This is a genomic window from Lacticaseibacillus sp. 866-1 (assembly GCF_016861825.1).
GTDB lineage: Bacteria > Bacillota > Bacilli > Lactobacillales > Lactobacillaceae > Lacticaseibacillus.
Genome location: NZ_BOLU01000007.1, coordinates 23,429 through 47,039 on the forward strand (window position 1 = coordinate 23,429; position 23,611 = coordinate 47,039).

At 53.2% G+C, this 23,611-nt stretch carries 23 protein-coding genes; 20 read left to right on the forward strand and 3 right to left on the reverse strand.

Annotation, left to right across the window (positions count from 1 at the left end; all coding sequences use genetic code 11):
• Nucleotides 1-6: 6 nt before the first annotated feature.
• The 11 genes from JUE30_RS03480 (at nt 7) to JUE30_RS03530 (ending at nt 10,985) form a co-directional block, all read left to right on the forward strand.
• Nucleotides 7-1,290: an ABC transporter substrate-binding protein gene (locus tag JUE30_RS03480; RefSeq protein WP_203623634.1), complete on the forward strand. Its 1,284-nt coding sequence runs from the start codon at nt 7-9 to the stop codon at nt 1,288-1,290.
• A gap of 307 nt (nt 1,291-1,597) precedes the next feature.
• The gene (locus JUE30_RS03485; RefSeq protein ID WP_203623635.1) at nt 1,598-3,511 is read left to right on the forward strand and encodes a transcription antiterminator; all 1,914 of its coding nucleotides are present in this window, start codon (nt 1,598-1,600) and stop codon (nt 3,509-3,511) included.
• Between the two features lie 2 nt (nt 3,512-3,513).
• Nucleotides 3,514-4,557 (forward strand): aminopeptidase, encoded by a 1,044-nt coding sequence (gene ypdE, locus JUE30_RS03490; RefSeq protein ID WP_203623636.1) that lies wholly within the window; start codon nt 3,514-3,516, stop codon nt 4,555-4,557.
• A gap of 15 nt (nt 4,558-4,572) precedes the next feature.
• Nucleotides 4,573-4,905, forward strand: a complete 333-nt coding sequence (locus JUE30_RS03495) for a PTS lactose/cellobiose transporter subunit IIA (protein ID WP_203623637.1) — start codon at nt 4,573-4,575, stop codon at nt 4,903-4,905.
• On the forward strand, nt 4,902-5,261 hold the full coding sequence (locus JUE30_RS03500) for a PTS sugar transporter subunit IIB (RefSeq protein ID WP_203623638.1): 360 nt from the start codon (nt 4,902-4,904) through the stop codon (nt 5,259-5,261). Before JUE30_RS03495 ends, JUE30_RS03500 begins: the two co-directional genes overlap by 4 nt.
• The gene (locus JUE30_RS03505; protein WP_203623639.1) at nt 5,261-6,586 is read left to right on the forward strand and encodes a PTS sugar transporter subunit IIC; all 1,326 of its coding nucleotides are present in this window, start codon (nt 5,261-5,263) and stop codon (nt 6,584-6,586) included. Before JUE30_RS03500 ends, JUE30_RS03505 begins: the two co-directional genes overlap by 1 nt.
• A 64-nt stretch (nt 6,587-6,650) precedes the next feature.
• Nucleotides 6,651-7,271, forward strand: a complete 621-nt coding sequence (locus JUE30_RS03510) for an RDD family protein (RefSeq protein WP_203623640.1) — start codon at nt 6,651-6,653, stop codon at nt 7,269-7,271.
• Nucleotides 7,272-7,288: 17 nt separating this feature from the next.
• On the forward strand, nt 7,289-8,362 hold the full coding sequence (locus JUE30_RS03515; RefSeq protein WP_203623641.1) for a Xaa-Pro peptidase family protein: 1,074 nt from the start codon (nt 7,289-7,291) through the stop codon (nt 8,360-8,362).
• A gap of 15 nt (nt 8,363-8,377) precedes the next feature.
• Nucleotides 8,378-9,553, forward strand: a complete 1,176-nt coding sequence (locus tag JUE30_RS03520; RefSeq protein ID WP_203623642.1) for a MalY/PatB family protein — start codon at nt 8,378-8,380, stop codon at nt 9,551-9,553.
• A 3-nt stretch (nt 9,554-9,556) separates the two neighbouring features.
• Complete coding sequence (locus JUE30_RS03525; protein WP_203623643.1) at nt 9,557-9,931, forward strand: Rid family detoxifying hydrolase; 375 nt, start codon at nt 9,557-9,559, stop codon at nt 9,929-9,931.
• Between the two features lie 115 nt (nt 9,932-10,046).
• Nucleotides 10,047-10,985 carry a 2-dehydropantoate 2-reductase gene (locus tag JUE30_RS03530; RefSeq protein ID WP_203623677.1) on the forward strand — a complete coding sequence of 313 codons (939 nt, stop codon included), beginning with the start codon at nt 10,047-10,049 and terminating at the stop codon, nt 10,983-10,985.
• 114 nt (nt 10,986-11,099) lie between these two features.
• Here the strand turns inward: JUE30_RS03530 and JUE30_RS03535 are convergent, their stop codons facing one another.
• Nucleotides 11,100-11,846, reverse strand: a complete 747-nt coding sequence (locus JUE30_RS03535) for a hypothetical protein (RefSeq protein WP_203623644.1) — start codon at nt 11,844-11,846, stop codon at nt 11,100-11,102.
• Nucleotides 11,847-12,092: 246 nt separating this feature from the next.
• Between JUE30_RS03535 and JUE30_RS03540 the strand changes: the two genes are divergently transcribed.
• The 8 genes from JUE30_RS03540 to JUE30_RS03575 all read left to right on the forward strand — a co-directional run bounded on the left by JUE30_RS03540 (nt 12,093) and on the right by JUE30_RS03575 (nt 19,714).
• Complete coding sequence (locus tag JUE30_RS03540) at nt 12,093-12,794, forward strand: GntR family transcriptional regulator (RefSeq protein WP_203623645.1); 702 nt, start codon at nt 12,093-12,095, stop codon at nt 12,792-12,794.
• A 214-nt stretch (nt 12,795-13,008) separates the two neighbouring features.
• Nucleotides 13,009-14,316 (forward strand): PTS sugar transporter subunit IIC, encoded by a 1,308-nt coding sequence (locus tag JUE30_RS03545; RefSeq protein WP_203623646.1) that lies wholly within the window; start codon nt 13,009-13,011, stop codon nt 14,314-14,316.
• Nucleotides 14,317-14,352: 36 nt separating this feature from the next.
• Nucleotides 14,353-14,619, forward strand: a complete 267-nt coding sequence (locus tag JUE30_RS03550) for a hypothetical protein (protein WP_203623647.1) — start codon at nt 14,353-14,355, stop codon at nt 14,617-14,619.
• A complete protein-coding gene (locus tag JUE30_RS03555) occupies nt 14,616-15,716 on the forward strand; it encodes a DUF871 domain-containing protein (RefSeq protein ID WP_203623648.1) in 1,101 nt (366 codons plus the stop codon). Before JUE30_RS03550 ends, JUE30_RS03555 begins: the two co-directional genes overlap by 4 nt.
• Nucleotides 15,713-16,831 carry an amidohydrolase/deacetylase family metallohydrolase gene (locus tag JUE30_RS03560; protein ID WP_203623649.1) on the forward strand — a complete coding sequence of 373 codons (1,119 nt, stop codon included), beginning with the start codon at nt 15,713-15,715 and terminating at the stop codon, nt 16,829-16,831. Before JUE30_RS03555 ends, JUE30_RS03560 begins: the two co-directional genes overlap by 4 nt.
• The gene (locus tag JUE30_RS03565; RefSeq protein ID WP_203623650.1) at nt 16,824-17,933 is read left to right on the forward strand and encodes a DgaE family pyridoxal phosphate-dependent ammonia lyase; all 1,110 of its coding nucleotides are present in this window, start codon (nt 16,824-16,826) and stop codon (nt 17,931-17,933) included. Before JUE30_RS03560 ends, JUE30_RS03565 begins: the two co-directional genes overlap by 8 nt.
• Nucleotides 17,933-18,682 (forward strand): KDGP aldolase family protein, encoded by a 750-nt coding sequence (locus JUE30_RS03570; protein WP_203623651.1) that lies wholly within the window; start codon nt 17,933-17,935, stop codon nt 18,680-18,682. The genes JUE30_RS03565 and JUE30_RS03570 overlap by 1 nt, the downstream gene beginning before the upstream one ends.
• A 33-nt stretch (nt 18,683-18,715) precedes the next feature.
• A complete protein-coding gene (locus JUE30_RS03575; protein ID WP_203623652.1) occupies nt 18,716-19,714 on the forward strand; it encodes a sugar kinase in 999 nt (332 codons plus the stop codon).
• 263 nt (nt 19,715-19,977) lie between these two features.
• On the opposite strand, the gene JUE30_RS03580 is transcribed toward JUE30_RS03575, so the two are convergent.
• Both JUE30_RS03580 and JUE30_RS03585 read right to left on the reverse strand, forming a co-directional pair.
• Nucleotides 19,978-20,769: a MurR/RpiR family transcriptional regulator gene (locus tag JUE30_RS03580; protein ID WP_203623653.1), complete on the reverse strand. Its 792-nt coding sequence runs from the start codon at nt 20,767-20,769 to the stop codon at nt 19,978-19,980.
• A gap of 89 nt (nt 20,770-20,858) precedes the next feature.
• Nucleotides 20,859-22,190 carry a PTS sugar transporter subunit IIC gene (locus JUE30_RS03585; RefSeq protein ID WP_203623654.1) on the reverse strand — a complete coding sequence of 444 codons (1,332 nt, stop codon included), beginning with the start codon at nt 22,188-22,190 and terminating at the stop codon, nt 20,859-20,861.
• A 138-nt stretch (nt 22,191-22,328) separates the two neighbouring features.
• On the opposite strand from JUE30_RS03585, the gene JUE30_RS03590 reads away from it, so the two are divergent.
• Nucleotides 22,329-23,558 carry a neutral/alkaline non-lysosomal ceramidase N-terminal domain-containing protein gene (locus JUE30_RS03590; RefSeq protein ID WP_203623655.1) on the forward strand — a complete coding sequence of 410 codons (1,230 nt, stop codon included), beginning with the start codon at nt 22,329-22,331 and terminating at the stop codon, nt 23,556-23,558.
• Nucleotides 23,559-23,611 lie beyond the last annotated feature (53 nt).

Here is a 23,611-nt window from a genome sequence, read left to right on the forward strand (position 1 = left end):
TTTAACATGACTAAACGCATGAGCCGTGTGCTCGCGTTAGCATTTGGCGCACTTTTGACAGTTGGCTTGGTGGGCTGCGGCAACAGCGGCAGTCAGTCCAAGTCGGAGCCGGTGAAGATCACGTATTGGCACCGCATGACCGGGGCCTGGAACAAGGCCCAGCAGAAGACCATTGATGCTTTTAACAAGAGTCAAAGCAAGTACAAGGTCGTTGCGACCAGCCAGGGCAGCTATGACGCCCTGCAGCAAAAGCTGATGGCGGCGGCCAAGAGCAAGACCCTGCCAGTCATGGCGCAGGCGCCGACCACCAACATTGGCGATTACGTCAAGAACGACTTCCTGATCCCGTGGGATTCGCAGATGCTTCACGGCAGCAACAAGCTGTCCGCAGCGCAGCTCAGCGACATTTACCCGAGCTTCCTGAAGGCCGGCGAGTATAAGGGCAAGTATTACGGCCTGCCGTACTCCGAATCCACGCAGGTCCTGTTTTACAACGAGACCCTGATGAAGAAGTACAACCTGGCCATGCCGAAGACCTGGGATGACATTGAAAAAATGGGTCCGGCCCTCAAGAAAGAGGGCCTCGCCACGCTGGCGATGGACCAGTCTTACGACGTGCAGCTTGAAGGCATGGCGATGCAGGCCGGCCACAAGCTGATCACGGCGGACGGCAAGGCCAACCTGAACGCGCCGACCACACTGGCCGCGGTCGACAAGATCCTCAGCCTGCGCAAGGCCGGGTACGTCAAGACGGCGGGCACTGATTACTACTTCACCGTTGCCTTCAGCCAGCAAAAGGCCGTGTTCGGCATCGGCAGCTCCAGCTCCATCGGCTCCGTGCAGGCGCCGAAGGGCATGCAGTGGGGCACCGCGACCGTGCCGAGCTTCGCCAACGATTCTGTCGCCGAGCCACTCAACGGGAACGACAACGTGCTGTTCAAGGGTGCAAGCAAGGCCCAGCAGCAAGGCGCCTGGGCCTTCCAGAAGTTTCTGCTGAAAAAGCAGAACGCGGCATACTGGGCTAAGAAGTCCGGCTACGTGCCGATCACCAAGAGCGCCACACAGTCCGCGACCTACCAGGACTACCTGAAGGCCAATCCGACCTTTAAGGCGGCCGTCGATGCCTCCGACACCGCCTTTGCTTCGACCGTCTTCGCCGGCTACGGTGACTACCGTAACGACCTGATGGATACCGTCGACAGCACCATCTCCAAGGGGACTTCCGGCAAGGATGCGTTTGATGCCTTGCAGAAGAAGACGGAAGCCATTTTGAAAGAGAATCAGAACTAGTTAGTTCATACGAATCGTTACCTAATCACCCGAACGGCCACGCAATTTGCGCGCTCGTTCGGGTGATTTTTGTATGGTTACAGGGAAATCTTTTGAGGGGGCGCAAGTTAAACGTATCAAAGACTAACATGTAATGTTATTATTAGCAATCTCAGTCGATAATTAGTATAAGTCAATCAGCTGATAAGTCTTCTATAAACCAACTGTGTGATTCATTGTATACGCTGCACTTTTTAATGCAAAGAGTTTTCTGTTAATATTAGTAATTGTTGTTTACCATAGAAATAAATAAAGGAGTCGACAGCAGATGCGGACATATCTAATTCTAAAAGCATTAGCTCAAGCAGATACGTACCTGTCCCTCAATTATTTTATGGATGATCTTAAGGTATCAAAGCGTACGGTCCAAAATGAGCTGGCCTTCATCAAAAGAGCGGGTCATGACCAGGGTTATCAATTACGCAACGCCTATGGCAAGGGGTATGCACTGGAGGTGATGGACAAAGACCTCTTGAACGCATTTTTGAAGGCATTGTCCTCTGACGATGCGGTACTCAATGAAGAAGAGTTGGTCGTCGACATTCTCGGGCACGTACTGACTAGTGACCAGCCGTATACTGCGGTGGGTGATTTAGCCGAGGAGATGGGAATAAGCGGCACGCTTCTTTACACCAAACTGAACACCGTTGATAACTTTGTTGAATCGTTCGGACTTCGCCTAGAGCGCAAAAGCCATTATGGGATCCGTCTCGTCGGCACCAGCCGGGCCATCCGTCAGCTTATGTTGGAGCTTTACCTCAAAGGTGACAACTACATCGTGACAATAGTGGATGAGAGGGTCGGGACGTTTGACGAATACGAGCGGATTGCTGAGGATTGCATCCGCGAGAACCAACTGCGTATTGGCTACTACGAATTCCAAGTACTGATGGATTGGCTCAGGGTGTTAGTTGTATACGCGACATTGCATCCTAGCATGCAACGGAAAAGCGTGGCGGTTGAGCAACATGACGCAATTAATAGTTGCATGAATCAGGTCCTTAAGGAGGTGATTGGGCATTTCCAAATCGACATTGACGAAGACGTTGTGGATGAGTTTCAGTCGTTGGTCGAGCAGTCACTACAGCGGCAAGAGGAGCCGCGCACCGGAGTCAATCAGACTTTCATCAAAGATAGCTTAAGGACTTTCTTCACCGCCGCCGACGCAAAGAATCATACTCGGTACGCACAGGATGATGCGTTCATTGAAGGGTTGACCACGCATCTGACCTTCCTGCTGGAACGTCTTGATAAGAAAATCACCTACAAAAACCCGCTGCTTCTTGAACTGTGCATTCGCTACCCAATGGTTTTTGACCTGGTGCTTAAGTTTTCACAGTTTCTGGAAAGTCAATTCCAGGTGCAGGTCTCAAACGATGAGCTGGGCTTCATTGCAATCCACTTTCTGAATCACCTGGCAACTGAGCAAAATCGTCAAGCCCGCCAGTATCGTCGAGTGGCGGTGATTTGCACGACTGGTGGTGGGGTCTCTAATCTGATCAGAACACAAATCGTCGGCATTTTTCCACAGTCTACGGTTAAGTCATTCTCTTTCTGGGAAGAGGCAGACCTAGAAGCGTTCAAGCCTGACCTGATATTTTCCGTTGTACCGTTAAAGCGCGAACCGAAAGTGCCAACGCTATACATCAAAGAACTGCTGACAAATCGTGATATTGATAACATCAAACGCGCCCTATTCATCGATCGAGTGCCGAGCGGTGAGCCGACGCGAATCGATGTGGCCAATGATTATCTCGATTTGATCAAACCCCAGCTGTTTCACGTGCAGTCAATCGATAGCTACCAGAAGTTAATTCAGGCTATGGCACGTGAAATGAGCGCAACTGGTTTTGGCGATTCAGACTTCGAGCAGAATGTGCTCAAGCGAGAAGCGTACATGAGCACTGTTTATAACAATGGTATCGCCATGCCGCACCCGATTGAGATGAAAGGCAAGGCGAGTGCGATTGCTGTGAGCATCGTTAAGCCAGAGGTGAGGGAGCAGGGCAAGATTGTTCGCTTAGTCTTTATGGTCTGTCTAGCTAAACAAGATTTTCAGTATTACAGCAGCATCTCGAATAGCATCTTTCAACTGATGCAAAGCGAACCAAGAATTAGTCAAGTCTACAACGACCCAACGCTTTCCACGTTGGTCGCCACTCTGAAGGGACTGGAAGATTAATCATGGATTTTAAATTGTTGGAAAAGCTCTCGAATGCCGACGGGGTTGCCTCTAACGAGCAAGCCGTGCGGGCAATTATCAAGGAAGAACTGGCCGATTATCGAGATACATTTACATTCGATGGAATCGGCAGTTTGATGGTGACCAAGCCGAGCAAGGAAAAAGATGCGCCGACATTGATGTTTGCCGCCCATATGGATGAGGTTGGCTTCATGATCCGCTACATCTCCGATATCGGCATGGCGTACCTGCAGGCGCTGGGCGGCGTGGAAGATCGCGCCAAGCACAGTGAGATCGTGCGGGCAACCACAGCCAGCGGTAAGAAAATCGAAGGCGTTCTCAACTCGACTCAAGACGCTGCTGGTAACATTACCCAAACTTATGTAGATTTCGGTTTTAACTCCAAGGAAGAATTTCTCGCCTCTGGCCTCGACGTTGGAGATATGGTGGTCTTCGCGTCGGACTATCGCGAGCTGACTCCTGAAGGCGTGGTAGCTGGCAAGGCGATGGATGATCGCTCTGGCTGCTTCTCACTGATTCGGGCCATGCAGGCTCTCAAGGACGAGGACTTGCCCGTCAATGTGGTTGCAGCTTTCACGGGCAGCGAAGAGGTTGGCACCCGCGGCGGGCGCCTCACCTCGCACATCGTTGATCCGGACCTGTTCTTTGCCATCGATGTCGCCAAGAACCCAGAGTTGGACCGTGGTTTCATGAACACTCGTAAGATCGGTCAGGGGCCAATGTTTGAATTTTACGACAAGACGATGGTGCCAAACCCTAAGCTGATTCGGCTTCTTCGGCAAGTGGCTGATAACGCGGGGCTTCCTTATCAGAAGGACATGTTCAAAGGCGGCGGGACTGATGCCGGCACTGCTCACTTGGAAAATAATGGGACCGCTTCCGCCGTTCTGGGTCTGCCGCTGCGGTACTGCCACAATCCATATTCCCTGGCGTCCAAGAGGGACTTAGAGACCATGAGCAAGCTGGTTCAGGAGTTGGCGCATAAGGTCGATCGAGCAGCGGTAACTGAAATCTACAATTTTTGATAAGGGGTAATGAAGATGGATGAATCAGAAAAAGACATTATGGGCCTGATCTCGTCGTCAGGCGAAAGCCGATCTAAAGCATTTGAGGCACTGCAGCAGGTGCGCAGCCACAATTACGATGAGGCCCACAAGCTGTTAAAAGAAGCCGATGACTTGGATGTTGAAGCACACAACATTCAGACGAAGATGATTCAAAAAGAACTCAGTGAAGGGAGTGATGCAAACAAGATCACGCTGCTGATGGTGCACGCTCAGGATCATTACATGACAGCTCAACTGTCGCGGGATTTGATTGAAGAACTAATCAAGATTTTCCAAGAAAGAGATAGAGAGGAGCAATCGAAATGAAGATCGTTTTAGCCTGCGTTGCCGGTTTGTCAACGACCATGATGATGGACAGCATGAAGAAAGTCATCAAGGATAGCAAAGCGCTTGACGAAAGTACCTTTGAACTTAAGGCGATCCCTGCAGAACAACTGCCCGCAGAAATCGAAGGGACAGACGTTGTCTTGCTCGCCCCACAAATTTCCTACAAGAAGGATTTTGTTGAGTCTGTCACCAAGCCACGTAATATCCCGTATGTCGTTATTCCTAAAGAGACATATGGCGCAATGGACGGAGCCACAGTAGTAAAGGAGGCTTTGATCGCACAGCGCAAACAAGAACTTAAGAACCAGAAGGAACAAGAAGGGGGGAGTAATTGATGTTCGATAAATTCGAAGCCTTCATGAACAAGTACTTTACCCCCGTTGCCAATTGGATGGATCGCAATATCTATCTGAGTGCAATCAAGAAGGCCATGGTCGCGATGACGCCGCTGCTGATTATTGGTAGTTTCGCGTTGATTCCTGATGCGATTCCTAACATGATCGGTAAGAATAACTTCCTTTCGGAGTGGATCATCAAGTATGGTTCGGTGATCACGATTCCTTCGACGGTTGGGATGGGCATGATGGCCTTGTACGTGTCGGCGATTATTGCTTATCACTTGGCGGTTTCAAAAAAGCTCGATGTGCCTGGCTGTATTTCAATGGCCGTCATGAGCTTCCTGATTTTGGCCGTTGACTTCACCAAAGAGGGTGCCGTTGATGTGACCTACTTTGGCACAAAAGGCCTGTTCGTTTCCATGTTTGGCAGTATCCTCGCCATTGAAATCTTTGGCTGGTGCAAAAAGCGTAACTTTACCATCAAGATGCCAGACACCGTTCCAGATTTTGTTTCTAAGTCATTTGAAATGATTCCGATTTCTGTCATTACGGTTGGTGCCTTCGTTATCATTCGGGTCATCTGCGTCAACTGGCTGCACACACTGCCACCGATGATCTTCACCAACATCCTGGCACCGCTGGTTGGTTCAATGGACAACCCATTCGCCTACACCTTCCTGAAGTTCCTGCAGGCGCTGCTGTTCTTCTTCGGGATTCACCCAGCTGTTCTCTCGCCAATCACTGCGCCAATTTCCACGCAGTTCCTGGCCGAGAATATTGCTAACGCGAAGAACGGCCTGGCCCTGACTCACTTCTTCACCCCAGGCGAAGACTCTGCATTTGGTAACTTCACCGGGACTGGGATCACCTTCGGGTTGGTATTCTGGTTCATGTTCTCTAAGGCTGTGGCACAGAAGAAGATTGGTCGGATTGCCTTGATTCCAGCACTGTTTGGGATCAACGAGCCAATTCTCTTCGGGGCACCGGTTGTCCTGAACCCAATGTTCTTCATTCCGTTCGCGATCATCGGCCCAATCACTGCTTCCTTTGGGGCTTGGGCAATGCACTTTGGCTGGCTGAAAATGTCGGTCTTCACGCCGCCGTATGTGGGGGTCTTCCTAGAAGGCTATCTAGCCACATTCGACTGGCGGGGCTTGATCGTCAATGGTGCACAGATGCTGTTCTCGATCCTAATTTGGTACCCATTCTGCAAAATGGCAGAGCGAGAAGAGTTGGAGAACGAGAAGCATCGGGCAGAGAAGAAGGATGTTATCTCTGATGAAGATGAATCCTTGCTTGATGACCTGCACCTTGATTTCTAACACGGATTGACATAGATCAGGCAAGGGCAACCTGCCTGATTTATTTGTTAAAGGAGAGATCACGATGGCGAAGAGAAAAAGAAAAGACCGGCCAAACGCAGGGCCGAATCAGGTCCCAGAACCGGTGTTAGCTCCTGACCACGGGAATGCGCGTGTCTTGTCCGGGGTCTTAGATTGGGTGCTTGGTGGGATTGTCAGTGGCTTGCCAGCGGTGCTTATCTACGCAGTTTTGAGCGGTAAAAGTAAACCGATGACCAGTATGTATATGTTTCACGCTGCTGGCATCAGCGATGGCGCGACACTTGCGACAACAGCGCTTTGCCTACTCTTCGGCTTTTTCTACTACGTTATCGTGCCTTGGCGTATCTATCCCTGGCAGACTGTGGGCAAGCACCTAAATCATGTTCAGATCGTTCGGCGTGATGGTAAGCCGTTGACTTTGGGGTTATTGATCCTGCGGCAATTTGTTTTCCTTGTCTGCATCGAGGGCTTGGCCACGGCGACGTCGACCTACGTCAAGGTGTTTATCACCCTGGCAACCAAGTTTTACGTCGATGGTTATTTCACGGCAGTCTGGACGGTGATTACGATTATCTCCATGGTGTTAGTTTTTTGGAATAAGAAACATCTGGCCTTACACGACTGGGCCCTGGGCACGATGGTTGTTGCGAAACCAGCGAAATAATAACAGGAGGCGTTATTGTGCAAACAGCACGTTTGACAGCATTACGTAACAAGATGAAAGAGCATAATCTTGATGGTTTTCTGATTAACAGTAAGCCGAATCGTTATTACTTGTCCGGTTTTACGGGGACTTATGGCCAGGTATTCATCGCTCCCGATGCGCAGTATGTAATCGCAGATGGCCGGTACTTTGAACAGCTTAAGACGCAATCACCTGACTTCGAAGTCGTCGACAATCAGATGCGCATGGAAAGTACGATTCGTCAGCTACTGGCGGACCATGGCTACCACCGGGTAGGGATTGAAACGGATGAAATGAACGTGACTGAGTATCTGGCTTTGACCTCGGGTGAAAACGGTGCTGAGCTGGTGCCGACTCAAGATTGGATCGAAAGTCAGCGCATGATCAAGAGTGCCGACGAAAAGGCGAAGATTCAAGCCGCCGGGGCAATTGCAGATGCTGCATTCAAGCACATTTTGACCTATATCAAGCCGGGCATGACCGAAAAGCAAGTGGCTAATGAAATTGATAGCTGGGGGTTGGATCATGGTGCCGATGCCCGGGCTTTCGAGACCATCGTGGCTTCTGGCAAGCGCTCTGCGCTCCCACATGGGCATGCCTCAAACAAGGTGATTGAGAATAATGAGATGATCATTCTCGATTTCGGGTTTGAAAAGGACCGTTACTTCTCAGACATTACCCGGACCATTGTGTTGGGTCATGTCGACGATGAACTCAAGCACATTTATGATGTCACACAAGAAGCACAACTTACCGCGATTCGCGCGAGTCACGTGGGTGTGCCGCTCAAGGACCTGGATAAGGCAGCGCGCGACTATATCACTAAAGAAGGGCTCGGCGATAAGTTCCTTTACGGTACCGGCCATGGGTTGGGCCTGACAGTTCACGAGTATCCGCTGCTTAACCGTGACAGTACTGAGAAACTGCAGAAGCACATGACGTACACGGTTGAACCTGGGATTTATCTTGAAGATCACGGCGGCTGCCGGATCGAAGATGATGTCTGGATCAATGATGACGGTGAGCCAGAACTGATGACACACTCACCGGAGCACATGATCGAGCTTTAACGGAGGCGGAGAATAATGGGAAAAGTCGACTTCGACACAGTGGTCGATCGTTACGGGACTTATTCGACTCAGTGGGATTACGTGAAGGATCGGTTCGGTGAAGCGAATCTGCTGCCTTTCACGATTTCCGATATGGACTTCAAGGCCCCACAAGGCGTCAGCGATGTACTGACCAAGGCGGCAAGCCGCGGCCTGTTCGGCTACACGCGCTGGAACAATCCGGAGTTCAAGGGTGCCATCACGAATTGGTTCAAGCGGCGCTATGACACAGTGATTGACCCAGCTAGTATCGTGTACAGTCCGAGTGTCATTTTCAGTCTCGCCAAGTTGCTGGAACAATTCAGTCAACCAGGGCAAAAGGTCCTGACCTTCAGTCCTTGCTATGACGCGTTTATCAACACGGTGACGGCCAATAACCGGGTCCTTGTGCAATACAATATCGATGCGGGAGTGGACTGGCAGACGGTTGAGCAGTTGTTTGCTCGAGAGCACCCAGCGATCTTCTTGCTATGCAACCCGCACAACCCACTGGGGGTGGCCTGGTCTGATGAGGATATGCAGCGCATTGTCGCGCTGTGCGACGCCTACCACGTGGCGATCATCAGCGATGAGATCCACATGGACGTGGTGCGCAAGGGGACCCAGGTCAACACGTTAGCGAAGTACTTCCACGAGTTGAGTGTCCCGAAAGCCGTTCTGACTTCCGCCAGCAAGGCGTTCAACATTCCCGCATTGGGCTGCTCATACGCGTTGCTGCCCGACGCACTTGACCGTGAGCAGTTCCTGTTCAGCTTGAAGCAGAAAAATGCGCTGTCGTCGGTCCCGTACTTGGGGATGCTCGCAACCATCGAATGCTACAACAATCAGGAGGACTGGCTGGACCAGCTCAGTGCGTACATCGATCAGAATTTCGCTTATACCAAGCAATTTTTGGCTGATGAACTCAACCTGGATTACCAGATTCCGGCGGCCACGTACCTTGGCTGGATCAATATCGCGCCGCTTGGACTGGACATGACAACGCTGCAGCACGAGATGGTCACGCAGCAAAAAGTTGCGATCATGGACGGTAGTGTCTACGGCAATGGTGGGCACAACTACCTGCGGTTCAATCTGGGCGCGCCAAAGAGCAAGATCGAGGACGGGCTGAATCGGCTCGCCAAGGCGGTTCACGCGTTGAAGGAGGAATAAGACATGGCAGTGAAGACGATTTACACAGATCAGGCGCCGGAACCAATCGGCCCTTACTCACAAGCTAAGCTGGTCGACGGCACGTTGTACGTGTCCGGCCAAATCGGGTTGGACCCGGCTACCGGCAAAATGGCAGGGGATGATGTCGCGGCGCAGGCAAAGCAAGTCATGATCAACCTGGCGGCCATTTTAAAGGCAGCCGGCAAGTCATTTGATGATGTGGTCAAAACAACCTGCCTACTGACAGACATGAGCACCTTTACAACGTTCAATGATATCTATGCGCAGTATGCCAGCAGTAAACCCGCCCGCTCTACTTTTGCGGTGACGGCTCTGCCGGCGAATGCGCTGGTGGAAGTTGAGCTGGTTGCAGACTAGTTTTTCAAAGAGGAGTACCTGTGTTTTCGGGTACTTCTTTTTGCTGGCAGGGGCTGGCGCTTTTGAAGCGAGTCTCTGATCGGCGTAGAATTGAGAATGAAAGAAGATGGCAGTTTTGAAAATTACAGTATTAGGCGTCGGTGGCATGGGCAGCCGCTTCGCCATTATGTTGCACAATGCCGGCAATGATGTAACGCTAGTAGACGGCTGGCAGGCAAATGTCGATGCGATTCGCAAGGACGGGATCCAGGCCGAGTTCAACGGCAAGCCGGTAACGGCTAAAATGCCAGTTTATTCGCCGTCTGAGATCGATCAAAGCGGCATTACTGCGGATTTGATCGTTGTATTTCTGAAATCCAATCAGCTGGAAAGCATGTTTGAGCAGGTCAAGGCACTGATTCATCCTGATACTTACGTGCTGTGCCTGTTGAATGGCATTGGTCACGAAGACGTCCTGGAAAAGTTTGTCGCCAAAGATCACCTGATTCTCGGTATCACCATGTGGACCGCCGGCATGACTGGTCCAGGCCACGTGGTACTGGTCGGCGATGGCGAAGTTGAACTTCAGAACTTCGAGCCTGCCGGCAAGGACTTTGCGCTGCAGGTTGTCGACGTGTTCAAAGGCGCCGGGTTGAACCCGAAGTACAGCGACAATGTGAAGTACTCCATCTGGCGCAAGGCCTGCGTTAACGGCACGCTGAACGTCTTGTGTGCGCTGCTGGATTGCAATATCGGTGAGTTCGGCAAGACCCGCGAAGCACCTGACCTGCTGCACACCATCATTGGTGAGTTCGCCGCAGTCGCCAAGCAAGAAGGCGTCGACTTGGATCAGGCCGAGGTATATAACCACGTCGCGGCGACCTTCACCGCCGACATCGCGGATCACTATCCATCCATGCATCAGGACCTCGTGCAGCACCACCGCGTCACCGAAGTAGACTTCATCGACGGCGCCGTTGCGCGCAAGGGTAAGAAGTACGGAATCGCCACCCCGTATTGCACGCTGCTGACTCAGCTGGTACACGCTAAGGAGCAGCTGATCGGAGCGAAGTAAATCAAGTCTAAAGTTAATCAAAGAAGCGGACACCAAGGCGACTTGGCATCCGTTTTTTTGACTGGCGAATAATCACTGCAACGAGCTCTTTGCAGCGCTCCCGATTTAGAAAGGCTAGTTGCCGCTAAATATAACTCTGCCAGTCCCATAACCGGAGCCAAAACCACCCTTTCCGTCACTTTCTATGTCGGCGTCTGATCGATAGTAATGGGTCCCATTTTCATCGGTATAGGTACCCGTAGTGATGCTATGAGTACCAGTCGGCGATGAGTGGGGATGGGTATTCTCTGCGGCCTGCGTCTGCGAACCAGAGGTCTGATCGGTTGTTGTTGGTTGTCTGGGTGAGCCATGATTCGCGTTGCCCACGTTACCTGTGGATCCGGTGGTCCGAGTAGTTGACGCGCTTGCCGTCTGAGCTTTCGCAGTGGCGGCAGCTTGGACTGGCGAGGAGACCTGGGCCGCAGCCTCAGCCTTGGCTTTATCCGCAGCGGCTTTTTTGGCGGCGGCTTCGACAGCTTTTTGACTCGACGCTGACGCCGCCTCCGCAGCTTTAAGGCTGGAGGCGGCGGCTTTCTTTCTACTTACCGCTGCCGCTTTCTTTGCCAGTTTTTTCTTCTTCGCGATTTTGGCTTTATTGGCGATTCTCGCAACGTCGGCAGAGTGGACGCTTCTGATACCGTACAGGCTAGCGGCACCGGAGAATAAAAGTAACACGAGTCCAGCGGTCGCGATGCCGAACAGCTTCTTCGCCTTTTTCTGGTGGCGCAGGCGGATGCCCATGATGATGCCATAGAAAATTGCAATCACACACAGGAGGCTGATCAAGCCAACTAGAATGCTCATCGGTTCAAGTCCTTTCATACTGTGAGAATTACCTGACAACAGATTCGCGCGGGGCCTATCAACATGTTTTGAGTCGGGTAGTGTCGCAAATGGTGACGTTTTGCCAAGGCCAATATACCGTAATCCAGACGGTCGTGGTAGAAATATATTTGGCATGTTAACTAGAATTGGCAAGTTCCATGTAAAAGATTATAATGTTTAAGACTATGATGTGGACTGCCTGTGGTATAGTGAAAGCAATAAATAAGACGAGGAATTTTAATTATGAAAAAAACCGGTATTTTGTACCGTGACATTGCGGATGATATAAAACGCAAAATCTTTGATGATACCTATCCGCTGCACGCCATGATCCCTACGGAAAACGAGCTGGGTGAGCAGTACGGGGTCAGCAAGATCACAGTGCGAAATGCGGTCGATATCCTGGTCAAGGAAGGGTATCTGAATAAGCAAAGCGGCAGGGGCACGTTTGTGATTAGCAATCGGCCCTTCAACCGACTTTCCAAGGCCGAGTCGTTTTCAACGATCCTAGATAGCGAAGGGAAGAAGCTGACTAAGAAGGTGCTGAGTGTCACCTCAAGCAGCTTCACCAAAGTGCCGACAACGTTTGCTGATGCCAACGAGGAGATCACCCGGGTCGACCGCGTTTATCTGTTGAACGATCAACCGTTTATCTACTTCACTCATTTTCTCCGGGTGCCCATGGCCAAAATTTCGGCGCAATTTCTCGAACAGCACTCGATGTACCAGGTGCTAAAGCTGGCGGGCGTGACGGTCTCGCGGTTTGAGGACTCCTTTACGCTGACCAAGCCCGCGGCGACCGTCTGCGACATCCTGAAGCTTGAAGAGCCCACTGCCATGAAGCGGGTGCGGCTCGGATACAACGAGGTCGGTGAGCTGGTTGAGGATTCGCTGGCGATTTATAACACGGCGGTCCACCCTTACACGATCGAGTACGAGGTCTAAAAACATTATAATTTATGCCGGCTGACCGGGCGCAAGCCTTTGGTCAGTTTTTGTTTATCCGGTAAATTTAGCTGTGGTCCATTGGCGAGGAACGCTGGATTAACGGTGACTGAGACGATGCAATGAGATTGATGAGAGTGCCCTTTTTTAACCGGAAAAGCGTTTACAGCCAAAGATTATAATGTTATGGTGTTTCCAGAAAGGGATGAAAAACATGGATAGCTTCGTAAACTTCTTGGATGCCAAAGTGCTGCCGGTAGCCAATAAATTCGGTCAGCAACGGCACATGACCGCGATCCGCAAAGGAATCATCGCGACCTTGCCGCTGACGATTGTCGGTTCTTTCTTCACGATTCTGGAAAACATGCCGATTACGGCGGTCGCGAACTTTCTCGCTCCGTATTCTGCGATGCTCGATATTCCATTTCGGTTCACCGTCGGGATCTTGTCATTGTATGCCACATTCGGCATCGCGTCGGCCTTAGCTTCTAGTTATAAAATGGACCAGCTCACGAGTGGGATTCTCGCGACCATGGCGTTTCTGGTGGCGACGGTGCAGCCCACCAAGGTCAATGAGAACGTTAAAGGTGTGATTGACGCTGGGCGGTATCTCAACATCGCCAACCTCAGCGCATCATCACTGTTCGCGGCGATCGTCACTGCGCTGGTTTCGGTCGAGATCTTCCGCTGGTTAAAAGAGCGCAACATCACAATCAAAATGCCGGATGGGGTGCCGCCGGAAGTCTCTAATTCCTTCGTCGCGCTGATCCCCGCCGCGATCATCCTGATTTTCTTCTGGGTGGTGCGTGATTTGCTGGGGTTTAACATCTCCACCTTCTTGTCCATGATCCTCATGCCGCTCAAAGGCTTCCTGGCTGGAAACAGTCTGCTCGGCGGGTTGACCACGATTTTCCTGATTTGCGGCTTTTGGGTCCTCGGGATCCACGGGGCGGCCATCATGGATCCGGTCATCCGGCCGTTCTGGGAAATGAGTATCGCGGAGAATATGTCCCAGTTCCACGCCGGCGCCGCGGCAACGCATCTGCCAACGATTTTCACCGAGCAGTTCCTGCAGTGGTTCGTGTGGATCGGTGGTTCAGGCGGTACATTGGCGCTGGTGGTGCTGTTCATGTTCTCCAAGAGCAAGTACCTGAAGGACCTCGGAAAGCTGTCGTTCCTGCCGGGGCTGTTCAACATTAACGAGCCAATTATTTTCGGTGCGCCAATCGTGCTGAACCCGCTTTTGGGGATTCCGTTCATCGTTGCGCCGCTGATCACGGGCACATTGGCGTATGTCGCGACGGTGACGCATATCGTGCCAATGATGATGGCGCGTCTGCCGTTCACCATTCCGGCGCCGATCGCCGCGATGATGAGTACGAACTGGAGCTGGACCGCACTGGTTCTATCAGTGATCAACTTCTTCATTTACCTGATTGTTTACTACCCGTTCTTCAAGGTTTTTGAAAAGCAGCAACTGGAAAAAGAAGCCGCAGACGCGAAAACCAAGGTCACTGATTAGTCGCCGCGCTGCGCGTGAGTCAAAGGAGGCATGTTCATGAGTTACATGGTGTTGTTCGGACTGTACTTTATCGTTTGCCAAATCATCGTCACGAAAAAATGGTTTCCGGCCTTCCTTCGGCGGCAAAACGCGAGCGGGACGACGTTGCAGCAGATGGGCCTGATTGCCTTGAGCATCGTTGTCAGCACGCTGGCCCACCTGGGATGGGAGCTGCCGGTCATGGTCACGGTGTTCGGCGCTTCGGTCATCGCCGGCAAGTATCGCGACGTGTTTGAAAAAATGGAAAAGGGGCAGAAGGTTTGAATCCACGCAGAATCGGTATTTCACTTTACCCAGATCACAGCGACTTTGCCGCTAATCAGGACTATCTGCAGCGCGCCGCGAAGGCCGGGTTCTCGCGGATCTTCATGAGTATGTTGGAGGTCAGCGAGGGCAAGGACCAGGTGACGCACAAGTATCAGGCGCTGATCGGTGAGGCCAAGCAGCTGGGGTTTGAAGTCATTCTTGATGTGGCGCCGAATATTTTCGAAGCGTTGGGCATTTCCTACGATGACCTGAGCTACTTCGCCTTGCTGGGCGCGGATGGCATTCGGCTGGACCAGGGCTTTGACGGCAAAAAGGAAGCCATGCTGACCTACAATCCGCAGCACCTGGCCATCGAGCTCAACATGAGCAACGATGTCGCCTACCTTGATAACATCTTGAGCTACCAGGCGAACGTGCCGTTTTTGTACGGCTGCCACAATTTTTACCCACAGGAGGGCACTGGGCTGCCGTATGACTTTTTCGCCAGCGCGACCAGCCGCTTCAAGCGTCAAGGCGTGCGCACGGCGGCGTTCATCACTTCTCAAAGCGGCACACTGGGCCCCTGGAGTGTCAACGACGGCCTGCCGACGCTGGAAGCACACCGCCACCTGCCACTGGTGGTGCAGGCTAAGCACCTGTTTGCCACCGGCCTGATCGATGATGTGATCATCGGTAATGCGTATGCCAGCCAGGAAGAGCTGACCGCACTGGGCCAGCTGGACCGGTACCAGACACATTTTCAGCTCACGATGCTGCCAAGTGCCAGCGCCGTGGAGCGTGAAATCGTGCTGGCCAATCAGCATTTTCGCCGCGGTGATATCACGGACCGCATGATCCGCTCCACCGAGGTGCGCAAGCAGTACGCGGACCGGGCCAACCCGGCCCACGACAACACCGGTGAGTTCCAACGCGGGGATGTGGTGGTCGGCAACGACGACTTTGGCAAGTACAAAAATGAGCTGCAGGTCGTCCTGACGCCGCACCGCGATCCGCGCAAGAACAAGGTGGGCGCGATTGCCCCGGCGGAGCTGATGCTGCTGGATTTCATCAAGCCATGGACCAAATTTCAATTTGAAGAGGGGCATGAGGCATGACAGAGCTTTACATCAAAAATGGGCGCACGGCGGCCGGCGAGCCGATTGAGCTGGCAATCAACGGCGGCAAGATCACTGGGGTTGGCGCCCACCTGGACGGCATTCAAGCGGCACGCACGCTTGATGTGCACGGCGACTATGTGTCCGCCGGCTGGATCGACGATCACACGCACTGCTATCCCAAGCTGACGCTGTACTACGACGATCCAGACGAGGATGGGTACAAAACCGGCGTTACCACGGTGATCGACGCGGGCTCGACCGGCGCCGACAACATCGGCGACTTTCGGGCGATCGCGCAGACTAAGAAAACCAACGTGTACGCGATGATCAATGTCTCCAAGACCGGCATCTTGGCGCAGGACGAGCTCGGCGACATGAGTACGATCCAGGACCAGCTGGTGTTTGACGCCGTGGCCAAGTACTCGGATTTTATCGTGGGCATGAAGGTGCGCGAGAGCCACTCGGTGGTCATCGACAACGACGTCAAGCCGCTGATCGCCGGCAAGCGGATCCAGAAGGAACTGGGCGGCCTGCCGCTGATGACGCACGTCGGCGCGAATCCGCCGGAATTGAGCGATGTCTTGGCGCTCATGGAACCTGGCGACATTCTGACACACGCGTATAACGGCAAGCCAAATGGCATGCTGGATGCGCAGGGCAACATCGAGAATTTTGTCTGGCAGGCATACAACCGTGGCGTGATTTTTGACGTCGGCCACGGCACGGACAGCTTCAACTTCCACACCATGGAAGTCGCCAAGGCAGCCGGCATGCACCCGTTCTCCTTGAGCACTGACATTTACCACACGAACCGCACCAACGGGCCGGTGGTCGACATGGCGACGACAATGGAGAAAATGCTGCTGCTCGGGTATTCACTGAACGAGGTCGTGCCGATGGTCACCAGCGCCCCGGCCGCTAACTTCAACCTGCGCAGCAAGGGCCACTTGGCGCCCGGCTACGACGCCGACGTGACGGTTTTTGAAGTGAAAAAGGGCACAACGACGCTGACGGATTCCAACCACAACGACCGCATCGGCGACACGCTGATCGTGCCGACGCATGCAATCGTTGGCGGCAGCGTCTACGAATTGGAGGCCAACCATGACTGATGATGTATACCAGCGGTACTCACTCAAGCACGTGATCAACGCCAGCGGCAAGATGACGATCCTGGGCGTGTCAAAAGTTTCGAATACGGTGCTGGCGGCGCAGAAGGTCGGCGGCCAGAACTTTTTTGAAATGGCGGCTCTCACCGAAAAAACTGGCCAGCACATCGCCAAACTCCTGGGAGCGGAAGGCGCGCTGGTGATCAACTCGGCGTCTGCCGGGCTGGCGCTGGCGACCGCGGCCGTGATCGGGCAGGGCAGCGAATATCATGTTTACCACCCGAACGCCCCGCGGTTCAATAAGCGGGAAATCGTGATGCCCAAGGGCCACAACGTCGATTATGGCGCGCCTGAAGAGGTCATGATCGAGCTTGGCGGCGGGCAAGTTGTTGAGGCCGGGTACGCCAATATGTGCACGCCGGATCATGTTGACATGATGATCACTGACCAAACCGTCGCCGTGTTGTATGTGAAGAGCCACCACACCGTGCAGAAAAGCATGCTGTCGATTGAAGACGCGCTGACCGTAGCGCATAAGCACGGGCTGCCGCTGATCCTTGATGCCGCGGCGGAAGAGGACCTGCGCAAGTACGTGCAGCTCGGTGTCGATATCGTCGTGTTCTCTGGTGCCAAGGCGATTGAAGGACCGGCTTCTGGGCTGGTGTTTGGCAAGCAGCCGTACATCGACTGGATCGAAATGCAGACGCATGGCATCGGCCGGGCAATGAAAATTGGCAAGGACAACATCCTGGGGCTGACCGCCGCAATCGAGCAGTACCTGCAGGACGGCCCCGAGGACGGTGAACACATGAAGGCCCGCCTGGCGCCATTTTTAACGGCGCTGAACGAGGTGCCCGGGCTGACCGCGACTCAGGCCCAGGATGGTGCGGGCCGCGAGATATATCGCGCGAGCGTGAAGGTGGCCGCTGATGCGCCGCTGGACGCCAAGGCGGTGACGGCGGCTTTAAAGAGTGGCAACCCCGCGATCTACACGCGGGAGTACCGGGCCAACGAAGGCATCATTGAATTCGACATCCGTGCAGTCGACGAAGGCGAGATGGCGCAGATTGTTGCGCGGCTACGCCAAATCATGGAGGAAAACTAATGGCTGGATTGAAACCAAATTACTATCAGGACCGGGTGGCGCTGAACGTACTGGCTAACTCGGTGGAAAATGCTGAGGCCTGCTACAAGGCCGCTGAGGGTCACGTCGTGCTGGGCGTGTTGACTAAAAATTACCCAACGGACGAGGCCGCGATCGCCGACATGAAGCTGTACCAGCAGGCGATCGATAACGCCGTCTCCGTTGGCCTCGGCGCTGGCGACCCGAATCAAAGCAGCATGGTGACCCGGGTGGCCGCGGCGATTCAGCCGCAGCATGTCAACCAGGTGTTCACCGGCGTGGGGGCCAGTCGCACCGCGCTCGGACAAGGCGACACTGTGATCAATGGCCTGGTCTCCCCGACGGGTCACGTGGGCACCGTCAACATCGCTACCGGCCCGCTGAGCAGTCAGCAGGCGGCCGCCGAAGTCCCAGTGGCAACTGCCATCGCGTTGCTGAAGGACATGGGTGGCACTTCAATCAAGTATTTTCCAATGAAGGGCTTGGCCCACGAGGCCGAGTTCCGCGCCGTCGCTGAGGCCTGCGCTGATAATGATTTTGACCTGGAACCGACCGGTGGCATCTCGCTCGACAACTTCGAGGAGATTCTGCAGATTGCCGTGGCCGCTGGCGTGCGCCGCATCATTCCGCATGTTTACAGCTCGATCATCGACAAAGCGACCGGCGATACGCGGCCGGAAGACGTCGCCAAGCTGTACGAAATCGTCAAAAAAGTCCTGGCGAATGCCTAAACCGTTCGTCGTCACTTTGGGGAGGGATTTGCGATGAAAATTGCGGCATTTGGCGAGGTGATGATGCGCCTAACTGTGCCCGACCACTTGCTCCTGGAGCAGGCTGACCAGGTCCAGCTGAGCTTCACGGGCACCGGGGTCAACATTTTGGCCAGCTTGGCGCACTTCGGACACGAGACGGTGCTGGTGTCGGCGCTGCCGGCCAACCGAGTCGGGGACGCCGCCGCTGCAGGGCTGCGCCGTTTGGGGATGAGCGATCGCTTCATCGTTCGGCGCGGCGATCACATCGGCAGCTTTTTCGTGGAGCTGGGCTTTGGCAATCGTGCCGAGCAGGTGACTTATCTGAATCGCCTCGCCAGCGCGTTTGGGACCAGTACCACGGCCGATTATGATTTTGCCGGAGTGTTAACCGGGCTGGATGCGCTGCATATCTGCGGCATTTCGCTGAGTCTAAGTGAAGGCACACGTGAGGCGGCATTTGCCCTCGCGGATGCAGCCGCGGCGGCCCACGTGCCTGTGTATTTTGACTTCAATTACCGCGTCGCGCTGAACGCTGCGAACACGCATGAGCAGATGAAGGCCTACTATGAGCGTATCCTCAAGCCAAGCACTGTGGTCTTCGGCAGCCGGCGTGACCTGACCGATTTGATGGGCTACGACCGTCAGCAGAATGATGAGACGCTGTTCAGTCAGTTCGTTCGGGACCACGAGCTGCAGGCCTTTGCTGGCACCGAGCGCAGTGTGCGCGACGGCCGGACCTACATCCGGGGGTTCCTGTGCACACCGGCCGGGCTGACTTGGTCAGCAGAGCAGGAGCTCACCATTCTCGACCGCATCGGCGGCGGGGATGCTTATGCGGCCGGCATCATCCACGGGCTAAATGCTGGGTGGGCAGTCGATAAGGTGCTGGCGTTTGCGATTGCCAGCACCGCACTGGCCCATGCTCAGATTGGCGACAGTCCGCTGGCAACCGCTGAGCAGGTTGAAGCGTTTGTCAGCCATGGCGGCGGCACTGGGGCGTTGATCCGGTAGCGGTTAGTCGATATGGTTACACCAAAGGCATCGGAATCACCACTGAAATTAATTCGGCAGTGATTCCTTTTTATTGTTTCACGGGAAACATTGCGGATAGGATCTGGGGGCGCATTAGCTGCTCGAACAAGTTGGAAATTTCAATCTTCCATACCAAAAAGGACTGCCGGATAGTTACGGATATCCAACAGCCCTAAGGGGACTATCAACGGTGAACATGTGATGCTCAGTAAGCGGCTGAGCATCACGTGTTCACCGTCTAACTATGCTTTTGCACTATTTAGTTTGGGTGACTTGCTGGTGGCGTAGTAATACGAAATGACCTCTGAGAACCCGTAAAGAATGGTGCGGTTATCGACTTGGTACGGGGTGTTGTTGGCATCGTTGATGTGTGTTGAGGGCAGGATGATGTGTTCATCTGCTAGGCGCAGAAGCGGGGTTTCTTGATTCATTGTGATCAGGAAGCTCGCAGCGTGCTTGCGCTTGGCAGCGGTCAGAAGAGTCTGATACGAGGCGGTGGAACCTGTTACGGAAAAGATGATCAACAGGTCCTGATCGGTTACCGCCTGGCTCAGATAGTCTACGCGGATCCGGTCGGTGACCGGCTCAATAAAGCGCTCCTCGGAATACATGGAGTAGGCCAGCTGCTCCGCCGACAGTCCAGTGTTGCCGATCCCAATGGCCTTGATGCTTTGGTGGGCATGCATCGCTTTTGCCAGTGCGGTCAATTGCGGCTCAAGGTCAAGCGTCGCCAGGGTCTGGAAGGTCTGAACGTACCCGCGCATGACGCGCTGAAGCCGGGTTTCTGAAACGGGCGTCTGGGCGTCTTCTTTGATAAACTTGGCCACGTCAAGTTTGAATTCCGGGTAGCCTTGGTACCCAACTTTCTTGACGAAGCGCTGAATTGAAGCGACAGACACGCGGTAAGTTTTTGCCGCATCCTGAATCGACATCTCCAGAGATGGCTTAGGATTGGCTAAGACCGCCTGGTAGACCTTCTTTTCAGTCTTTGTCAGTGTTGTGTAATAAATACCAATACGTTCTTCCAGATCCATCGCTATCACCCTTCGTCAATGATAGCCCCATTCTAGCATTAAACCGCCCGCAAGCGGCAAGGCTTGTGGGCGGTCAGCTTAAGCGTCAATTACTTAGCAGCTTGGGCGGTAGCGGCCTCATCTTCCTTGATCAACTGGCGATCGTACGCAATCATGAATGGTGCGACAATCACAAAGTCGAGTGCGAAGATGACGAACCAAACCACCAGTGAGTGCCAGTCGAGCGTCGAAATCAAGGCATACAGTGGTGCTGGCAGGGTCCACGGAACACTCATCGCTGTCTTGCTCATAAAGCCAAGTGTTGTGGCGAAGTAGGCAATTGGCATATCAAAGAGCAGGCAGATGAAACTTGGAATGAAGGTGAACAGGTTCATAACAGTCGGGACACCGAACACCTGAGGCTCATTGATGTTAAACAGAGTAGCAGGCCAAGCCAAGCGAGAAAGGGACTTCAACTTGGCAGATTTAGCAAAGACCAGCATGCTGACCAAAATGGCAATGTAGACGGCGGCTTCACCAAAGATGAAGGTAAAGTTACCAACGAAGATATTGGTCAGCGGCTTGTGGTTCGCGTATTCTTGCAGGTTCTGAACCAAACCGGCGGTGAAAATAGGGGTGGTGACGGCGGAAATCATGTTGTCCCCGTGAATCCCAAAGAACCAGAAGATCAACGCCACTTCGACGAGAATCATCATGGAGATCAGCGTGGCCCCAGCGTGCATCAGTGGCTGGAAGACCGCGAAGACGAAAGTCCCGATGTTTGTCCCAAAGTGGCCCATGATGCCGTTGATCGCCCCAAACAGCAAGATGTTTGCGACTAACGGAATCAGTACCTCGAACGGTGCCGCGACGGCCTGTGGCACTTGAGCGGGCATCTTGATTGCGATTTTATGGTTGATCAAGAAGCGGTTCACTTCAATAACAGCAAGTCCGATAATAATGGCAGCGAACATAGAATTCGAACCCAGCAACGTGGTGTCGATCTGGAGCTTGCCCTTCACGGTTGCCGGTGTTGCAACAACCGCCAAGAAGGTCATCAGCGCAACCAGTGCGTTTGGAAAAGCGGCCATCTTGTAGGAACGAGCCAACTGGAATGAGACCCCAAGGACAACATAAAGTGAGATCACACCGATCGACAGGTTGAACGGCACGGTAAGAACGTTGTAATACGTGTGCGCCCAATTCATCCAAGCCAGCAGAAAATCGTTGAAGAAGTTGGTCGGCTTGACGAGTTGCGTGTTGACTGGTGGATTTGCGATCATCAACGCGATACCACCAACGATAGTGTATGGAACCAAGTTTGTCAGACCGTCTCGAAGAGCAGCTAAGTGCCGCTGATTTGAGATGCGGTTGGCAACTGGAACAATTTTCGCTTCCATAAACGACTGGAATCTTTCAAAGAAGCGGTTCATGCTTTTCATAACCATGCCTCCTAGCATCTTTTGGAACCCTTTACAACGTCAGTATATCAGCACTGATATAAATATCAAGTATAAATTTAAAGTTGATATTTTTGCTCAGTTAGCTTAGACTGTCCTTGTATGAAGGAGGCATTCTCAATGCTGGCAGGTTCGCACTACGAGATCATTAATCCAGAAGTTGGCTGTGAGATGGAAGGGTACGAGAGTCGGTTCGCCACAGGAATTCATGACGACTTGTCTGTCTCTGCGCTGTACTTGGAGGCGCAGTCAACCAGATTGCTGTTCATTGCGTTAGATATGGTGGCGGTCCCGAGTTACCGCGTTGACCGGATCAAGCGCGCACTGCAGGAGCAGATGGACTTAGCTCCGGAGCAGGTCATCATTTCAGCGATTCATACGCATTCCGGCCCGACCGTCACAGATCTTCTATTAGACAGTCCCCACATTGATGAAGGCTATTGGGCTAAGGTGACCGCAGCAGCAGTCAAGGCGGCAGAGCGGGCGGCCGCAGATCCTCGCCCAGGGGAGCTGGCGCTGCGTGTCTCAAAGGTGCCGGCAGGTATTTATGCCAACAGGAATCGGCAGGATCTTCCTTATAACCCAGATATCGTGCAGCTGGTCGTGCTGACGGCAGATCAAAAGCTTCAGGCAAGCCTGTTCCTGCTGGGCTCGCATCCGACCATTATGAATGCCAAAAATACCCAGATCACGGCTGACCTTGTTGGCGGTGTGCGCCATTATTACCAGGCGGTATATGGAATCAGGCCACTGGTTATGTTGACTGATTGCGGGGATACCAGCACGCGCTACACGCGCAAAGAAAGTTCTTTCGCAGAAGTCGACACTAAAGCCAAAGCCTTGGTCGATAGCTTAGCGACGTATCGTGAGAAACGCGTCTCTTTGGAAAAAATGCAGGTCAAAATTGTTCCGTTTGGCAGCGACTATGATCCCATCACTGCGCCTCAGGCTGACGCATTGTGGCGTAAGGTCAACGACGATTACGACAACGCTACGGGAGATCGGCGCGCTGAACTGGCTGGTTTTCTGAGCACCTATCGGCATATCAGGTACTTTGGCCATACTCATTTTCAGACCACGAGTGAGGTAATCGACATGCCGGGGTTCCGGATCGTGACTTATCCAGGCGAGCTAGTAAATGCCTTTGGATCAGCGATACGCTCGATTGACGGTAAACCAACGCTGCTGATCACACTGGCCAATGATTACCGGGGTTATTCGGTAGACGAGGCGGAGTTTGGGCAGTACTTTGAGAGCTACAATAGTGTCTTTCTCAAAGGTGAGGCAGACAAATTTGTCGAAAAGATTCGGCAGGCCGAGCGCAGTCTGGCAGCAATAAGAGAATCGTGAAGAGAAGATTAGTCCAGAAAGAGCCTCAGATGAGGCTCTTTTTTTGATGAGGG

Excerpts from the sequence above, each read along its gene's own strand:
- JUE30_RS03540 (WP_203623645.1), top strand. The coding sequence starts at position 12,093 with ATGAAAAAAACCGGTATTTTGTACCGTGACATTGCGGATGATATAAAA.
- JUE30_RS03560 (WP_203623649.1), top strand. The coding sequence starts at position 15,713 with ATGACAGAGCTTTACATCAAAAATGGGCGCACGGCGGCCGGCGAGCCG.
- JUE30_RS03535 (WP_203623644.1), bottom strand. The coding sequence starts at position 11,846 with ATGAAAGGACTTGAACCGATGAGCATTCTAGTTGGCTTGATCAGCCTC.
- JUE30_RS03550 (WP_203623647.1), top strand. The coding sequence starts at position 14,353 with ATGAGTTACATGGTGTTGTTCGGACTGTACTTTATCGTTTGCCAAATC.
- JUE30_RS03545 (WP_203623646.1), top strand. The coding sequence starts at position 13,009 with ATGGATAGCTTCGTAAACTTCTTGGATGCCAAAGTGCTGCCGGTAGCC.
- JUE30_RS03495 (WP_203623637.1), top strand. The coding sequence starts at position 4,573 with ATGGATGAATCAGAAAAAGACATTATGGGCCTGATCTCGTCGTCAGGC.
- JUE30_RS03500 (WP_203623638.1), top strand. The coding sequence starts at position 4,902 with ATGAAGATCGTTTTAGCCTGCGTTGCCGGTTTGTCAACGACCATGATG.
- JUE30_RS03485 (WP_203623635.1), top strand. The coding sequence starts at position 1,598 with ATGCGGACATATCTAATTCTAAAAGCATTAGCTCAAGCAGATACGTAC.
- JUE30_RS03505 (WP_203623639.1), top strand. The coding sequence starts at position 5,261 with ATGTTCGATAAATTCGAAGCCTTCATGAACAAGTACTTTACCCCCGTT.
- JUE30_RS03590 (WP_203623655.1), top strand. The coding sequence starts at position 22,329 with ATGCTGGCAGGTTCGCACTACGAGATCATTAATCCAGAAGTTGGCTGT.
- ypdE (WP_203623636.1), top strand. The coding sequence starts at position 3,514 with ATGGATTTTAAATTGTTGGAAAAGCTCTCGAATGCCGACGGGGTTGCC.
- JUE30_RS03565 (WP_203623650.1), top strand. The coding sequence starts at position 16,824 with ATGACTGATGATGTATACCAGCGGTACTCACTCAAGCACGTGATCAAC.
- JUE30_RS03480 (WP_203623634.1), top strand. The coding sequence starts at position 7 with ATGACTAAACGCATGAGCCGTGTGCTCGCGTTAGCATTTGGCGCACTT.
- JUE30_RS03510 (WP_203623640.1), top strand. The coding sequence starts at position 6,651 with ATGGCGAAGAGAAAAAGAAAAGACCGGCCAAACGCAGGGCCGAATCAG.
- JUE30_RS03585 (WP_203623654.1), bottom strand. The coding sequence starts at position 22,190 with ATGAAAAGCATGAACCGCTTCTTTGAAAGATTCCAGTCGTTTATGGAA.
- JUE30_RS03525 (WP_203623643.1), top strand. The coding sequence starts at position 9,557 with ATGGCAGTGAAGACGATTTACACAGATCAGGCGCCGGAACCAATCGGC.
- JUE30_RS03570 (WP_203623651.1), top strand. The coding sequence starts at position 17,933 with ATGGCTGGATTGAAACCAAATTACTATCAGGACCGGGTGGCGCTGAAC.
- JUE30_RS03520 (WP_203623642.1), top strand. The coding sequence starts at position 8,378 with ATGGGAAAAGTCGACTTCGACACAGTGGTCGATCGTTACGGGACTTAT.
- JUE30_RS03580 (WP_203623653.1), bottom strand. The coding sequence starts at position 20,769 with ATGGATCTGGAAGAACGTATTGGTATTTATTACACAACACTGACAAAG.
- JUE30_RS03575 (WP_203623652.1), top strand. The coding sequence starts at position 18,716 with ATGAAAATTGCGGCATTTGGCGAGGTGATGATGCGCCTAACTGTGCCC.